This window comes from Arthrobacter sp. NPDC057388 (genome assembly GCF_042668165.1).
In the GTDB taxonomy this organism is placed as follows: Bacteria; Actinomycetota; Actinomycetes; order Actinomycetales; family Micrococcaceae; genus Arthrobacter.
The window spans coordinates 114,550-129,317 of record NZ_JBHVBL010000004.1 but is presented as its reverse complement, the minus strand read 5'-3'; the positions used below and the strand labels follow the sequence as shown (position 1 = coordinate 129,317).

Here is a 14,768-nt window from a genome sequence, read left to right as displayed (position 1 = left end):
TACGCCGTGCAATACTCGCCTCGTGAGCGAGTCTTACGAGTTCAGGGCCCCCTTGTGGCTGTATCCGGGCGAGTCCGCCTGGCACTTCATTACGTTGCCGGTGGACATTGCGGAGGAGATCCGCGAGGAGTTCGCGGGCTTCCGGAAAGGGTTCGGCTCGGTCAAGGTGGCGGCAGACATCGCCGGCGAGCACTGGCAGACCTCGATCTTTCCCGACGCCGGCAGCGGTTCCTACCTGCTGCCGGTCAAGCGGGCCGTGCGGGCCGCGGCCGGCATATCGGCAGGGGATGACGTCGACGTCCGCCTGGTCATCATCAGCCCCTGAGCGGCGGCCCCAAAAGACAGCGCGGCTAGGCAGCGCCGGTCCAGCGGACGGGGGCCGCTGGGGCTGAGGGCCTCCAGTGCGCCGCGCTCCTGGTGCCTGAGGCTTCCGCCGGCGTGCGCCTCTTGCCGAACCCCTGCCGGCCGTGGTCCGGCCGCGTCGAAAGCGCCTGGGCCGGCACCGGTGCGGGAACCGCCGTGGAGGCTTCCTGGACCTTTGGTGCTGCTGGTGAGAGGTCCGTGATGAGCCCCGTCCCGGCGCATTCGCGGACGTCGGCGATCCCTGCGGCCGCCGCACGCTTGTCCTCGAAAGGAGCGGAGATGGCCAGCACGGTTCCATTGGGAGCCACCAGCCGGAAACGGTACTGGGACTCAGCGTCAACAAAAACTTCGAATACTCCGGCCATGACGTTCCTTCCGGTCAGGGAGGCTGCGCGCAGCGTCTTCGCGGCCGCGGCCCCGAACGCATCGCTGCGTCTGTCCTTGAATGGGGGGTGAGCCGACAGGGGTTTCATCGGCTCATCAGTGTTATTCGAGTCTGCCCAGTGCACATGGAGCCTACAAGACCGTCCATGTAAACCCTGGGTAAACCCTGCCTGTCCACCCACTAAAGCGTGCCGGGGTTCCGTTCTCAAGGACACCCGAAACGGCAGGACGTGCAGGGAAACGGAAATTAACAGCCCGCGATCGGAAGTAACGTCAGATCTGTTTGAGCGCCTGCTCCAGGTCGGCAATGAGGTCATCTGCATCCTCCAGGCCGACGGACAGCCGCACCACCCCGTCGCTGAGCCCGATTGCGGCACGTCCTTCCGGTCCCATGGCCCGGTGGGTCGTGGTCGCGGGGTGGGTGATGAGGGATTTGGCGTCGCCCAGGTTGTTGGAGATATCGATGATCTTCAGGGCGTCCAGCAGTGCAAAGGCGGCTTCCTTGCCCGACTGGCCGGCGGTCGTCGCAAGTTCCAGCGTGAGGACGGTGCCGCCGGCCTTCATCTGCCGGGCCGCCAGGTCATACTGTGGGTGGGACTTGAGCAGCGGGTACTTCACCCAGTTGACGGCGGGCTGGGTTTCCAGCCATTCGGCCAGCCGCAGCGCGGTGGCGGAGGAGTGGTTCACGCGCAGGGACATGGTCTCCAGGCCTTTGGTGAGGACCCAGGCGTTGAACGAGGAGAGCGCCGGGCCGGTGTGCCGCATGAGCTGCTTGACCGGACCGTCGATGAACTCCTTGGTGCCCAGGATTGCCCCGCCCATCACCCGGCCCTGGCCGTCGATGTGCTTGGTGCCGGAGTAGACGACCACGTCCGCGCCGAGGTCCCCGCAGCGCTGCAGCAGCGGCGTGGCAAAGACGTTGTCCGCCACCACCTTGGCGCCGGCGGCGTGGGCGAGTTCGCTGACCGCCGCGATGTCCACGATCTCCTGCATCGGGTTGGACGGGGATTCGAAGAAGACGGCAGTGGTGGGCACCGAGAGGGCCTCGCGCCACTGATCCAGGTCCGGGCCATCCACGAACACCGTCTCCACGCCCCACCGCGGCAGGATTTCATTGAGGATGACAAAGCAGGAGCCGAACAGGGAACGGGCGGCGACCACGCGGTCCCCGGCGCCGAGCAGGGCGCCCAGGGCGGTGAAGACCGCGGACATGCCGGACGCCGTCGCAAAGCACGCCTCGGTGCCTTCAAGCAGGCGGAGCCGCTCCTGGAAGGTGGCCACTGACGGGTTGCCGTAACGCGAGTAGACAAAGCGCTCATCTTCGCCGGTGAAAGCCCGCTCCGCGGCGGCGGCAGACTCGTAGACAAACCCGGAGTTCAGGAAGACAGGCTCGGTGGTCTCCTGGAAATTGGTGCGGTCCAGCCCGCCGCGGACGGCCTGGGTATCGGGGCTCCAGCCGGCGGCGTCGTGATTAAAGGTCAACTTAGTTCTTTCCCAGGTTCGTCGGCAGGCCGCGGTTCTTCCAGCCGTTCACGGTGCGCTCGCCATAGCGGTCCGGCTCGCCCTCGAAACCTTCGAGCACGTTGTAGGCCGTGAAACCGGCCTGCGTGGCGGCAATGGCGGCAGCGATGGAGCGCTGGCCGGAACGGCACAGGAAGACCAGCTCCACCCCGGCGTCCTCGGGGGCCTGCTGCTTCAGCTGGTCAACGAACTCCGGATTGGGAATGCCGCCGGGAAAGGTCCACTGGATGAAAAGGGGGTCGTTGTCCGTGGCTTTCGTGTCAGGAATGCCGATGTGCGCCCATTCGCCCTCGGTGCGCACGTCCACCAGGATGGCGCCCTCCTCAAGCTTGGCCCATGCGTCCTGCGGGGTGAGGTCTCCGGCATAGCTCATGCGTGGCCCTCGTAAACTTCCGCGCTGAGGTCCTCGTCGGAGTCCAGCCGGTCAACGGCGGTGGCGACGGCGGCATCCGCGCTGGCGATGGCGGCCGGCAGGATGAGGGCCTGGGCCACGATGACGGTGGTGCCGTTGAAGGTGGCCGCCGGGCTGCCATGCAGCACGTAGCCTTCGGCCAGGGCTGCTGAGATGCGCTCACAGAAAGCCCGGTCGTCGGGGCCCGTGACGAGGCGGTAGGACAGCTTTTCCTCAGGTTTATCCTGCTGGGACGGCAGCGTTGCAACGGCCGGGGCGTCTGACACGACGGATCTCCTTTTCTCACGCTTGCAGCTCGAAGTGGTCGATATGCCGAGTATTCACCTGAGGCACCCCGCCGTGGAAGGAGGGTTGCCGACCGGCCAGTCAGGGCTTAACGCCGGTACTCATTACTCCCGAAAAAAGTAACACTGACGACGGCGGCGCGCACCGCCGCCGCCGTCATCTTCCGTAACGGACCCCGCGGCTTCCCTGATCCACGGAACCGTCCGGGTTGCCCGGCGTTGCCGTTACAAAGCCCCCGGCCGGGAGGATAATGACGGGGAGATGACCCGCCGTAACGCCGGATGAAACTAGGCCGCAGTGAATGATTCGACCGCGCATACAGTCACTTCCATGCTGCACTTTGGATGGTTTGTGGGCCACGGCTTCGGGGTCCAGGGCTGGGGGACGCCCGGCTACGGAATCGGCTACGACTGGAAGAAGCCCGCCCCCTACCAGCACGCGGTCCGCGAGTTCGAGCGGGCCGGGCTGGACCTGTTCATCATCGAGGATTCGCTCACTGTCCCCGACACCTATGGCGGCAGCGCGGAGGTCTCGCTGGCGCAGGCGTCCTTCGCCCCGAAGCACGATCCGCTGGCACTGGTGCCGTACCTGCTGTCCGCCACGGAGCACCTGGGCATCGTGCCCACCATCAGCGCCTCCTTCTATCCGCCCTTCACCGCGGCCCGGCTGCTGGCCACGCTCCAGCATTTTTCCAACGGCCAGCTGCTGGAACGTCGTGACCTCCGGGAGTGACCTGGCCGCGCAGAACTATGGACTGGACCAGCAGATCGAGCACGACCTCCGGTACGAGAAGGCCGAGGAGTTCGTGGACGTGGTCCGCAAGCTCTGGCGCAGCTGGGAACCGGACGCCATCCTCGAGGACGCCCAGGCCGGCATCTTCGCCGACCACACGAAGGTCCGCCCCATCCACCACGACGGGGAGTTCTTCAAGGTCCGGGGACCGCTGAACACGGCACCGCTGCCGGAGGAACCGGTGCTGGTGCAGGCCGGGGCATCCCCGCGGGGCAAGGCGTTCGCGGGCGCGAACGCGGATGTTGCCATCGCCCTGGCCCGCGGCGTGGACGGCATGAAGGCGTACCGCGACTCCATCCGCGCCGAGGCCGCTGCGGCGGGCCGGAACCCCGACGACGTCAAGGTGCTCTTCGTGCTCAAACCGACGGTGACCGGTTCCACGGCGGAGGCGGAGGAACTGCGCGCCGCGCGCCGGGAACTCACGCAGCGGGACATCGACAGCCAGCTCAACTCCATCTCCTACCTCTCCGTCATCGACTTCAAGCAGTTCGACCTTGATGAGCCGCTTCCCGAGCTCAGCACCAACAGCAACCAGGGAACCCTGGAGCACTTCTCCAAGGCGGCGCCGCCGGGTTCCACCCTGCGGCAGATCCTGCAGGCGCGCAGCGGCGGCGCAGGCGACAGCATTATCGGCACGGCCGAGGAGATCGCCGACTACCTCGAGGAAACCGGGGCCGCAGTGGGCGGCGACGGATTCCTCTTCTCCGGCTTCGTGGACCCCGCCACCATCCACGGCGTGCTGGACAGGCTGGCGCCGGTGCTGCGCAGGCGGGGACTGCTCCGGACGGGCTACGGCAACGGCGGCTTCCGCCGGAACCTGCTGGACTTCTAGCGCCATGGCCGGGGCCGACGCGAACCACGTTCTGGTGCCGGGCGTCCGCCGCGGCACCTTCCTGATCGGCACGGCCCATATCCGTGCCGAGGACGTCGCCGCCGCGGCGGCCGATCCTTCCGTGGAGGTGGTGCTCAGCGCGGAAGCCCTCGAACTCGTGGGCCTGTCCCGCGAGGTGGTGCAGGCGGCCATCGACTCGGGCCACCGGGTCTACGGACTCAACACGCTGCTCGGCTCCGGCCGCGACACTGCCGTGGACCGGCACTCCATCCTCGACTTCCAGGTACAGGTGGTGCGCTATCACCACAGCGGCGTCGGAGCGCTGCTGGACCGGGACGAGGTCCGCGCCCTCATCCTTGCAAGGCTCATCGGGTTCACCCGGGGAGGCTCGGGCGTGCGCCCGGAAACCGCCCGTTTCTACGCCGGCCTGCTGAACAGCGGCGTGGTCCCTGCTGTTCCGCGCGACGGATCGGTAGGCTCATCCGACCTCACACAGCTCGCGGCGGTTGCCGCCGTCGCGATCGGGGAGGGGCAGGCCCTGGCTCCCGACGGCGGACTGCTGGACGGCAGGAAAGCACTCGCCGCCGCCGGGCTGGAACCGCTGGTCCTGGCCCCGGGCGAGGCTTTGGCGCTCGTCAGCGCCAACTCATATTCGATCGGTGCCGGCGCGCTGGAACTCCGCCGCATCCAGCGGCTCGCCGATCTGGCGGACACCGCGCTGGCACTGTCGCTTGAGGCCACCGCAAGGTACGACGGCGGCGGGAACCTGAGCCCGTTCTCGCCGGCCGTGCAGTCAGCCAAGGCTGTGGACGGCCAGCGCGTCTCGGCGGACAATGTCCGCCGCCTGGTCCGCGGCGGCTGGCTGGAGCACCCGCGGCGGCAGGTGTCGGTCCAGGATGCCCTGTCCTTCCGTGCTGCCCCGCAGACGCACGGCGCGTTCCGGACCCAGGTGGCGGCGCTGGCCGCGGCGCTCGAGGTGGAACTCAACGGCCGGGGAGACAATCCGCTGGCTGACGTGGGCTCGGGCCGGATGGTGTCCGGCGGAAACTTCCAGCCGATGCAGCTGGCGCTGGCGTTCGAGGCGTTGCGGCTGGGACTGGCGCACGTGGGAATCAGCAGCGAGCGGCGGATCGCGAAGCTCTATCCGCCGCAGCGCCTGATCCGGCAGCTCAACCTCGAGGCAGCCCGGACAGGCACGCCGCTGGCGTCCGAAGACCTGCCGGGACTGCTCTGGTATTCGGCCGCCGGCCTGCTGGCCGAGCTGAAGTTCCTGGCCGCGCCTGCCACGCTGGGAGCCCCCACCCTCTCCGCGGATGTGGAGGACCACTCCACGCTGGCTCCGCTGGCCCTCCAGCAGCTGGAACGCTCGGTGGAGGCCGCGGCCAAGCTGCTCACCATCGAGGCGCTGACGGCGTCCTACCTCCTGGCGGAGGCACAGGACACAGACCTGCGCGAGGAAGCGGCCCGGCAGCTGGGCGCAGGCACCGGAGCCGTGGTGGCGCGGCTGTCGGGGCTGCTCTCACGGCAGCTGCCGGCGGCGGCGCTGGTGGAGGCTGCGAGGGAGGAGCTGGGGGATTTGTTGGCGGAATTGCCGGAACTCCGCACGCCGGCCCCGGATACCGCCGGTGACCGGGGGCCGGCTGACGGCGGCCCAAACTATGCGCGAGGAGAATCATGACCACCGTGGCAGGAAGCGGCCGCCAGCCCAGGCATGTGGCGCCGATACTGGATCCGGCCGTGGACGCCGGAGCCGTGCTGGCCACGGTGGGGGACACTCCGCTGGTTCCGCTGGATGTGCTGGGCCGAGGGTTGGGAAGCACCGTTTTCGTGAAGCTCGAATCGGAGAACCCCGGCGGGTCCATCAAGGACAGGACCGCCCTGAGCATGGTCCGCGCGGCCGAGCGGAGCGGAGAGCTGCAGCCCGGCGGGACCATCGTGGAAAGCACCTCGGGGAACACCGGAATCGGGCTCGCACTGATCGGCGCACTCACCGGCCATCCCGTGGTGGTGGTTACCGGCGATTCGATTTCGGCGGAGAAACTGGAGGCCCTCAACCGGTACGGGGCGCGCGTGGTGTTCACGGACTGGAGCGCGCCGTCGAATTCGCCGGAGAACGCCCGGGCCGTGGCGGCCCGGATCACTGCCGAAATCCCCGGCGCATGGCGGCCCCTGCAGTTCGACAACCCGGCCAATCCGCGGGCGCACTACGAGGGGACGGCACCGGAAATATGGGAGCAGACGGCGGGCCGGGTGACGCATTTCGTCGCCGGCGTGGGGACCGGCGGCACCATCACCGGGAACGGGCGGTACCTCAAGGAGAAGTCCGGCGGCCACGTGGAGGTGATCGGCGCGGACCCTTACGGTTCGGTCTACAGCGGCGGGCATCCGGGCCAGATCCTGGTGGACGGCGTCGGTAATTCCTGGCCCAAGCCCGACTGGCCGAAGGTCTTTGACCTCGGCCTGCTGGACAGGTTCCTGCGGATCCCGAATGACGAGGTGTACACCACGCTGCACCGGCTGCTCAACGACGAAGGACTGTCCCTCGGGCCCTCGTCCGGCCTCACCGTGGCGGCGGCGCTCCGGGTGGCCCGGGCGGCACCGCACGGGTCGGTGGTTGTGGCGATCGCACCGGACACGGGCAGCAACTACCAGAGCAAGGCGTTCAACCCGCAGTGGCTGGCTGACAACCACATCCGCCTGGCCTCGGACCTCGCGGAGGACTAGCCCAACCGGCGCCCGACAGGACTAACCCAGGATCGTTATCGGGCCCGTTGCGGCAGATTCGCTCTCCGAGCGGATCCAGGCATTCCAGTCCAGCGGGTGGACGGAGGGCCTGCCGAGCAGGTAGCCCTGGGCAGCCACCATGCCGAGTTCGGTTACGGCGTCGAGCTCTTCCTGCGTCTCGATGCCCTGCGCGCCGATGACGGCGTCCACGTGGCGGGCGAGTTCGTTCATGGCCGCGGCCCTCAGGCGCTGGCCCGGGGAGCTCTCGATGCCGGCAATGAAGCTGCGGTCCAGTTTGATGATGTCAGGGTGAAGCTCCAGGACCTGGTCCATGGACGTGAAGCCAACCTCGGCCCCGTTCACGGCGATCCGGAGACCGCGCCGGCGCAGGGGAGCGATGGCGGCCGTCAGCGTGGCGTAGTGGTCGGCGGGGACCGCGCCGTTCAGGTCGATGACGATCCGGTCCATGGCCAGCCGGGAATGTTCCAGCAGCCCGGGGATGCGCGGGTCCGCGCACGTTGCCGGTGTCAGGTTCAGGGCGATGAACATATGCCCGGGCACTGCCTGCGCCGCAGAGAGGGCCCGGTGCAGTGCTGCAAGTTCAAGGTCGGTGCCAAGGCCCACCGATTCCGCCTCGCTGAACCAGTGGTCGGCGCTGGCGCCGTCGTCGCTGACGAAGCGCGTGAGCGCCTCGACGCCGATCACCTCCCCCTCCGGAATGCGGCGGATCGGCTGGAACGCGGTCATCAGCATCCTGTCGGCGAGGATGGCTTCAATCCGGTTCCTGCTGCGCCGGGTAAAGGGCACCGGCTCGGGCGCTGTGACCTTGACCCGCTCCATCACCGGGATGGCGCCGTTCCCCGCGTTGGCCAGCTCCGTGGTGGCCGTGAGGTGCTCGAGGAGCACGTGTTCGGGGTTTTCCGGATGGGCCTCATCGAGAGCGCGCAGCTGCGTGCGGGTCCACTCCGTGGCCGGATCAGACTCGGCCAGCAGCTCGGTGATGATCTGCCGCGCTTGCCAGCGCACAGTCATTTCCCCCATGTCCCCCGGCAACGCTGCCTGGGCCCCCCAGCCCGTGGGTGTTGAGGTTGTCAATGGAAGGGCGTTCTCGTCCCAAGACATCGGCTATTCCTTTATACGTACTCGTTCCGGCTGAGCCCGGAACCAGGCCATGTGCCATCACCGCCGCGGGTGCGGGCAGTTGGCCGTGGAAGAAGAGTACAACGCAGGGAGCCGGCTTGTCCCTCATTTTTTTGAACCGTGCCGATTCGTTACCGCTTCGCTCCGTGCCGGGGGCCGGCGCCCGGGTTCCCGGCCTGAACCGATAACGCGCGGGGGCCTACTCGATTCCGGCGAACAGTTCGTTCAGCTCGGCCGTCAGCTGCTTGCGGAGCGCCGGGGTACCGATCTCGCGGCCGTCGATGTGATTGACGGGCGCCAGGAGCCGGATGCTGGAAATCAGCCAGACGGCGTCGGCGTCGGCCAGGTCCTGGGGCTTCAGCGGCCCGTAGCCCAGTTCCCAGCCGGCGGCCTTCGCAGCGGCGAACAGGGCGCCCTGGGAGGTGCCGGGGAGGATGCCGCTGTCCAGCTGTGGGGTGATGAGGCGCTTGACTGTCGTTCCGGCGTCGTTCTTCTCAACGTTCGCCAGCAGCACGGTGGATGTTGGGCCCTCCAGCACCCGGCCGTCGGAGGACGTGAAGATGACGTCGTCCGCCCCCTGCTTGTGGGCGTGGCGCAGTGCGGCCATGTTCACGGCGTAGGACAGGGTCTTGGCGCCGAGCAGCAGCCACGGGGCGCGCTCTGCCGCATCGCTGTCGTAGCCGCGGTCAAGGAGGATGACGTCGATCCCGGTTTCGCGCTGGCGCCGGCCCGCCGCTGCCACCGGGGAAACCTGCACCCAGCACGTGGGGGCGGCAGCGCCCTCCACGCCGCGGGTGACGATGAGTTTGACCACGGCCTCGTCCAGTTCCGGGGAGGGGGCGGGGTTGTCCGAGCGGAACGCCGAGACGCCCGTCTCCACAGCCCGCCGCCACTGGTCCTGCCCCGGGATCTCGAGGTCCAGCGCCTCCGCCGAGCGCGCCAGCCGGTCCAGGTGCGCCTGGATCTTCCGGGTGTGGCCGGCGACGGCGAGCATGGACTCGAACACCCCGTCACCGCGGGTGGCGCCCAGGTCAGTGGCCATCAGCTGCGGCTTTTCGGGGTCGGCAAGCCGGCCGTTCTCATAGTCCGGATCCAGGAACACCAGCACTGTGTGGGAGGTACGAGACGTCATGCCTCAAGCTTAGTGCGGCCGGCGCCCGATAGGCTGGCCTCACTGTTCCATGGGGAATGGCTGCGAGGGTAAGAAATAACGGGGGTTTCAACTGTGTTGTGGCCGTTTCCGCTGGCGGAGACACTGCCGGCCTGGCTGATCCTGCTGCTCAGCGGCGTGGACCTGGTCATCAGGGTCCTGGCCGTGGGCATCATCCCGGGAAACCGGCGGCCCACCACGGCCATGGCCTGGCTGCTGGGCATCTTCTTTGTGCCCGCCCTCGGCCTGATCCTGTTCCTGCTGTTTGGCAACTTCAAGCTGTCCCGCCGCCGCACGGAGCAGCAACAGATCGTCAACGAACGGGTCCGTGACAGCGCCCTGCTTTCCCACGTGGCCAGCGAGTACTCCGGTCCCGAATGGGTGACGTCCGCGGCGGAACTCAACCGCCGCCTGGGCTCCATCCCCATGGTGGACGGCAACCAGGTGGAGCTGATTCCCGGCTACCCGGACTCCATCCGCGCCATGGCCGAGGCAGTGCGGAAGGCCAAGCGCTTCGTCAACGCCGAGTTCTACATCATGAGCTCCGACCATGTCACCGACGACCTCCTCACCGCCCTCGAAGAGGCCGCCGACCGCGGTGTCGAGGTCCGCGTGCTCTTCGACCACATCGGGACCCTGCGCATCAAGGGCTACAACAGGCTGCTGAAGCGGCTCAAGGCCAGCCGCATCCAGTGGAAGCGGATGCTGCCCCTGCTGCCCATCCATGGCCAGTGGCGCCGGCCTGACCTGCGCAACCACCGCAAGATCATGGTGATCGACGGAGAAGTCGCCTTCACAGGGTCGCAGAACCTGATCGAGCCCTCCTACAACAACCCCAAGCACCGCAAGGCCGGCCGCGAGTGGATCGAGCTGATGGCCTGCCTGCGCGGGCCGATCGTGCCCACGCTCAACGTCGTCTTTGCCACCGACTGGCTCAGCGAGACAGACGAGTCCCTGGAGGACCAGCTCCAGCTGCCCGCGCAGCCGTCGGCCGGTCCGGTCACCGCCCAGGTAGTTCCCAGCGGCCCCGGCTTCACCACCGAGAACAACCTCCGGCTGTTCAACACGCTGATCTACTCGGCGCAGCACCGGATTTCCGTCTGCAGCCCCTACTTTGTGCCGGACGACTCCCTGCTGTACGCCATCACCACCGCGGCCCAGCGGGGCGTGGACGTGGAACTGTTCGTCTCCGAGAAGGGTGACCAGTTCCTGGTCCACCACGCCCAGCAGTCCTACTACGAGGCCCTGCTGCGGGCCGGCGTCCGGATCTACCTCTACAAGGCGCCGTTCGTGCTGCACGCCAAGCACTTCACCATCGACGACGAAGTGGCGGTCCTCGGCTCCAGCAACATGGACATGCGCTCCTTCTCCCTGAACCTCGAGGTGTCGGTGATGCTGCTCGGCGCCGACATCGTCAACAGCATGCGCGCCGTGGAGGACACCTACCGGGACATCTCCCATGAGCTCCTGCTCGAGGACTGGATGCGCCGGCCCCTGGCCGCAAGGTACGTGGACAACGTCGCCCGCCTGACGGCCACGGTCCAGTAAAACGCGGGCCCAACAAAACGCTGTCGAATCTGGAGTTTTTGTCCATTTGTCGCGACTTCGAGGCCCTCCAACCCGCGGTAGCTGTACAAAAACTCACCCAGGGAAGGCGGACCCGAGGGTGGACAGCACGCCGTAGGCCTTGGTGCGGATCTCCTCGTATTCCTCCTGCGGCACGGAATCGGCCGTGATGGCGCCGCCGACGCCTAGGCTGAGTTTCACTGATTCACCCGGGCCGCGGTCCTGCACCACCAGGGTGCGGATGGCCACCGCCAGGTCCGTGGCCCCGTTCAGCGAGAAGTACCCGATTGCCCCCGAATACACGCCGCGCGGGCCCTCCTCCAGCCGGTCCAGGATGGCCATGGTGCTGATCTTCGGTGCCCCGGTCATGGAGCCGGCCGGGAAACAGGCGGCCACGGCCTCGGCCCGAGGCGACCCGGGCAGGAGGACGGCATCGATGGTGCTCACCATCTGGTGCACCGTGGCGTAGCTTTCGATCTCGCACAGCCGGCTCACGGTCACCGACCCCGGTGCGGCGAAGTGGCTGAGGTCGTTCCGGAGCAGGTCCACGATCATGATGTTTTCCGCCCGGTCCTTGAGGGACGTCGCCAGGTCGTGGCGCAGGGCGGCGTCGGTGTCCGGGTCAGCAGCCCGGCGGCGGGTTCCCTTGATCGGCTCGGCGCGCATGCCGCCGTCGGACGCGATCCGCAGGAAGCGTTCCGGCGAGGTGCTGGCCACGGCGAGCCCGCCGAAGCGCAGGTAGCTCGCGAACGGTGCCGGGTTGCGCCTGCGCAGGGCAAGGTATGCGGCCCACGGATCCAGCGCCGGCACCTCCGCCTCGAGGGTGGTGGTGAGGCAGATCTCGTACGAGTTCCCTTCCGCGATCTGGTGCTGCGATTCCGCGATTTTCCGCTTGTAGCTCGCCTCGGTGTCCCAGCCGGCGAACGCCGGCGCGGGGCCCAGTGCAGCGCCGTCTGCCTCCGGAAGTACGACGGCGCTGCTGCCGCCGGCTTGCGGAGCGCCACCCGCGGCACCAGCCACAGCAGCAGTCACCGCATCGCGGGCCCGGGCAAGCCAAGCTGAAGCATCGGGAGCGTCGAGGGCAAGCAGCCAGACGGTGTTGTCGGTGTGGTCCAGGACGACGGCCCGGCCGGCGAAGATCAGCCCCGCATCCGGTGTGTCCGAGGGGACGTCCTGCCCGCCGGTTTCGCGCTTGAGCTCATAGCCGAGGTAGCCCAGCCAGCCCAGCGTGAAGTCGCACGGGTAGTCCTCGCGGCCCCGCACCGCCTTACGTCCCCACACGGTTTCCAGCCAGCGGAAGAACGGACCGGACACCGTGGCGGTGGCACACCCGGCCGTGATCCGGGTGACGCCGGAACTGTGCAGCACAGACTGGCCGAAAGTGCCGCCGTCGTCCGCCAAAATGCTGAAGCGGCTGCGCTCTGCCGCGTGCCTTTCCAGGGCGGGGGCTGCCGAGCCGGCGAAACGCAGGGAGGAGTCCAGCCAGACAGCGTTCCCGGACGCACCGTAGAGGGCCTGAAAAAGTGCGGCGGGTTCGGGCCGGGCCTGGATGCGTTCGGACAGCAGGCGCAGGCCGCGCCGCGAGGACAGCTCGGGAACCAGCGCTGTGGTGAGCGCCGGGAGGTAGGTGAGGGCCTGCAGTGCGTCCGCCGGGGCGGTGCCGTCCGCACGGTTGAGCACCCGGACGTTCGCATGCTGCGGGATGTCGTCCACGGCCAGGAGTTCCGCTTCCTGGTTGGCCCACTGGTCCCAGAAGGGCTCGTATGTGTCACCGTCGCGTTCCAGCGCGCGTTCGCGGCGCTCGGAGTCGGGGGAATCTGCCCAGATGACGGCATCCAGAAGGGGCCTGGCCGCGGCGGCGGCTGCCCCCACTCCCTCCACAATCACAATCTCGGCGGGCAGCGTGACCCGCGGGTCGCCGTCGTGATGGTTTTCCCAGTCCCAGCTGGTCCAGGTGGCCGCTTGACCGCGGCTTAAGGGAGCCAGCACCGTGCCCACATAGCGGTCGATGCCGGCAGAGAGGCCGTCCCAGCCGGGATAGATGTCCTCCAGATGGAACAGCGAGACTTTGCGGTGGTTCCGCAGCATGGCCGCAAGCTCAATGGCCAACGTGGTTTTACCTGCGCCGGACCGCCCGTCAATGGCGATGATCACAGGTGCGGGGGTCATGAAATAGAGCGTACCTGCTGGCCGTCCTGAACTTGGACGATGTGAAGCGCGCTGCCGCCGACGGGCCGGGTGTGACGCTTGCCCTTGCGGGGCCGGCGGTCATCCGCGTGGAGGCGCTCATCCAACTGGAGCGGGACAGCCGCCGTAGCCGCTTCGTCCTCCCCGGCTGCGATGGCCTCCTGCACATAGCGGACGATGCCCGGAACTGCCGCCTGGACCTGGTCCCACACCGCTTCGAAGTCGGCATGGCCGCCGTACCAGGGGTCCTCGATGCCCTGCTCCAGGGGATCCTGGTCCGCCACGGCGGGATCGAAACTGCGGAGCATCCGGATTCTGGACAACGCCGCCTCGTCCGGGGCGGAGGCCCGGAGCCAGCCGTAGTGGTCCACGTCCAGCGCAAGAATCAGGTGGCGTTCGGCGAACCATTCGGAGCGCCATTCCCGCGCGATGTGCCGGTCCGAGACCAGGTTGTGCGTGGTCAGCTTCCGCGCGGCCCGCGGGTCGATGGGGCGTCCGGCCTCGTATGCGGTGGTGCCCGCTGAGTCAATCACCACCGCGTCCTCGAGCCCGGCTTCCGTGAAGGCAGCCTGGAGCATCAGCTCAGCCATGGGGGATCGGCAGATGTTGCCGGTGCAGACGGCGATGACGCGGTATGGGCTCGTCGTTGAGTTCATGGGGATAGCATGCTGGATGAGCTGCCCGCTTGGCTAGTAAGTGAACTTATTATCAGCAGGCTTCGTAAAGTTGGCGTCACAACATTGCCAAAGCGGCTGTCCGGGTTTAATGGATGAAGGCCAGCAGGACGCCCACCGCGACGAAAAGGACGCCGAAAGTCCGGTTGAGGACCCTTTGCCCGTGGGCGTTGCGCGTAAACCGCTGGAAGGACTTTGCCGCGGCTGCGAAGAAGAACCACATGACCAGGATGTCGATGAGCACCACCGTCGCCGCAAGAACGGCGTACTGGGGCAGCAGCGGGTTGTCCGGCCGGATGAACTGCGGCATGAACGCCAGGAAGAACACGATGGCCTTGGGGTTCAGCAGGTTGACCCACAGTCCCCGGCGGAACATGGACCAGGCGGGCTCATTCCGCAGGGCGGCCACCTTTTCCTGGTCCAGGTCCGGTTTGTGCAGGAACTGCCTGACGCCCAGGTAGACCAGGTAGGCGGCGCCGGCGTAACGGATCGCGTTGAAGGCAACGGGCGATCCGGCAACCAGGACGCCAACACCGAGCGCGACAATGATGATGTGCAGGATCAGGGCGGCCTGCTGGCCGAGGATGCCCCAGATGGAGCGCTTGAACCCGGCGGTCAGCGAGTTGCTCATGGTGTTGATGGCACCTGCGCCCGGAGTGAAGCTGATGAGGGTGCCGGCGCCAGCGAGGGCCAGCCACAGGGAGAATTGCACCCAACAAAGTTTAGTGCGCCTGGGGG

The 14,768-nt window shown here is 67.7% G+C and carries 14 protein-coding genes, 1 pseudogene and 1 riboswitch; of the genes and pseudogenes, 6 read left to right on the top strand and 9 right to left on the bottom strand.

From position 1 onward, the window contains the following. Positions 1-22: 22 nt before the first annotated feature. A complete protein-coding gene (locus ACFUTU_RS03425; protein WP_377960639.1) occupies positions 23-325 on the top strand; it encodes a DUF1905 domain-containing protein in 303 nt (100 codons plus the stop codon). Between the two features lie 25 nt (positions 326-350). On the opposite strand, the gene ACFUTU_RS03420 is transcribed toward ACFUTU_RS03425, so the two are convergent. The 4 genes from ACFUTU_RS03420 to ACFUTU_RS03405 form a co-directional block, all read right to left on the bottom strand. Further along, positions 351-728 (bottom strand): YegP family protein, encoded by a 378-nt coding sequence (locus ACFUTU_RS03420; protein WP_377960637.1) that lies wholly within the window; start codon positions 726-728, stop codon positions 351-353. Between the two features lie 292 nt (positions 729-1,020). Next, entirely contained in the window at positions 1,021-2,229 is a 1,209-nt protein-coding gene (locus ACFUTU_RS03415) for an O-succinylhomoserine sulfhydrylase (RefSeq protein ID WP_377960635.1), read from the bottom strand. A gap of 1 nt (position 2,230) precedes the next feature. Next, complete coding sequence (locus ACFUTU_RS03410; RefSeq protein WP_377960633.1) at positions 2,231-2,641, bottom strand: rhodanese-like domain-containing protein; 411 nt, start codon at positions 2,639-2,641, stop codon at positions 2,231-2,233. After that, complete coding sequence (locus ACFUTU_RS03405; RefSeq protein ID WP_377960631.1) at positions 2,638-2,946, bottom strand: DUF1737 domain-containing protein; 309 nt, start codon at positions 2,944-2,946, stop codon at positions 2,638-2,640. Before ACFUTU_RS03405 ends, ACFUTU_RS03410 begins: the two co-directional genes overlap by 4 nt. Positions 2,947-2,959: 13 nt before the next feature. Beyond that, a riboswitch (SAM riboswitch) is annotated at positions 2,960-3,074 on the bottom strand. Positions 3,075-3,262: 188 nt separating this feature from the next. On the opposite strand from ACFUTU_RS03405, the gene ACFUTU_RS03400 reads away from it, so the two are divergent. Genes ACFUTU_RS03400 through ACFUTU_RS03385 form a run of 4 tightly spaced genes read left to right on the top strand, consistent with a single transcriptional unit; the run spans position 3,263 to position 7,313 of the window. Continuing rightward, positions 3,263-3,697: an LLM class flavin-dependent oxidoreductase gene (locus tag ACFUTU_RS03400; protein ID WP_377960629.1), complete on the top strand. Its 435-nt coding sequence runs from the start codon at positions 3,263-3,265 to the stop codon at positions 3,695-3,697. After that, the gene (locus ACFUTU_RS03395; protein ID WP_377960627.1) at positions 3,681-4,589 is read left to right on the top strand and encodes an LLM class flavin-dependent oxidoreductase; all 909 of its coding nucleotides are present in this window, start codon (positions 3,681-3,683) and stop codon (positions 4,587-4,589) included. The genes ACFUTU_RS03400 and ACFUTU_RS03395 overlap by 17 nt, the downstream gene beginning before the upstream one ends. A gap of 4 nt (positions 4,590-4,593) precedes the next feature. Then, positions 4,594-6,267, top strand: coding sequence for an aromatic amino acid ammonia-lyase (locus tag ACFUTU_RS03390; protein WP_377960625.1), 1,674 nt, complete (start codon positions 4,594-4,596; stop codon positions 6,265-6,267). Further along, positions 6,264-7,313 carry a PLP-dependent cysteine synthase family protein gene (locus tag ACFUTU_RS03385; protein WP_377960623.1) on the top strand — a complete coding sequence of 350 codons (1,050 nt, stop codon included), beginning with the start codon at positions 6,264-6,266 and terminating at the stop codon, positions 7,311-7,313. Before ACFUTU_RS03390 ends, ACFUTU_RS03385 begins: the two co-directional genes overlap by 4 nt. A gap of 21 nt (positions 7,314-7,334) precedes the next feature. On the opposite strand, the gene ACFUTU_RS03380 is transcribed toward ACFUTU_RS03385, so the two are convergent. Further along, positions 7,335-8,435 carry an EAL domain-containing protein gene (locus tag ACFUTU_RS03380; protein WP_377960621.1) on the bottom strand — a complete coding sequence of 367 codons (1,101 nt, stop codon included), beginning with the start codon at positions 8,433-8,435 and terminating at the stop codon, positions 7,335-7,337. Between the two features lie 217 nt (positions 8,436-8,652). After that, positions 8,653-9,585, bottom strand: coding sequence for an aminodeoxychorismate lyase (locus tag ACFUTU_RS03375; RefSeq protein WP_377960619.1), 933 nt, complete (start codon positions 9,583-9,585; stop codon positions 8,653-8,655). Positions 9,586-9,681: 96 nt separating this feature from the next. Between ACFUTU_RS03375 and cls the strand changes: the two genes are divergently transcribed. Continuing rightward, on the top strand, positions 9,682-11,151 hold the full coding sequence (gene cls / locus ACFUTU_RS03370) for a cardiolipin synthase (protein ID WP_377960753.1): 1,470 nt from the start codon (positions 9,682-9,684) through the stop codon (positions 11,149-11,151). 93 nt (positions 11,152-11,244) lie between these two features. Here cls and ACFUTU_RS03365 read toward each other — a convergent pair whose 3' ends face one another. From ACFUTU_RS03365 to ACFUTU_RS03355, 3 genes and pseudogenes are all read right to left on the bottom strand, one after another. Continuing rightward, a complete protein-coding gene (locus ACFUTU_RS03365; protein ID WP_377960617.1) occupies positions 11,245-13,338 on the bottom strand; it encodes a chorismate-binding protein in 2,094 nt (697 codons plus the stop codon). Positions 13,339-13,496: 158 nt separating this feature from the next. Continuing rightward, positions 13,497-14,012, bottom strand: a pseudogene (locus ACFUTU_RS03360) (low molecular weight protein-tyrosine-phosphatase); the annotation flags it as partial. 106 nt (positions 14,013-14,118) lie between these two features. Then, the gene (locus tag ACFUTU_RS03355) at positions 14,119-14,742 is read right to left on the bottom strand and encodes a LysE family transporter (protein WP_377960615.1); all 624 of its coding nucleotides are present in this window, start codon (positions 14,740-14,742) and stop codon (positions 14,119-14,121) included. Positions 14,743-14,768 lie beyond the last annotated feature (26 nt).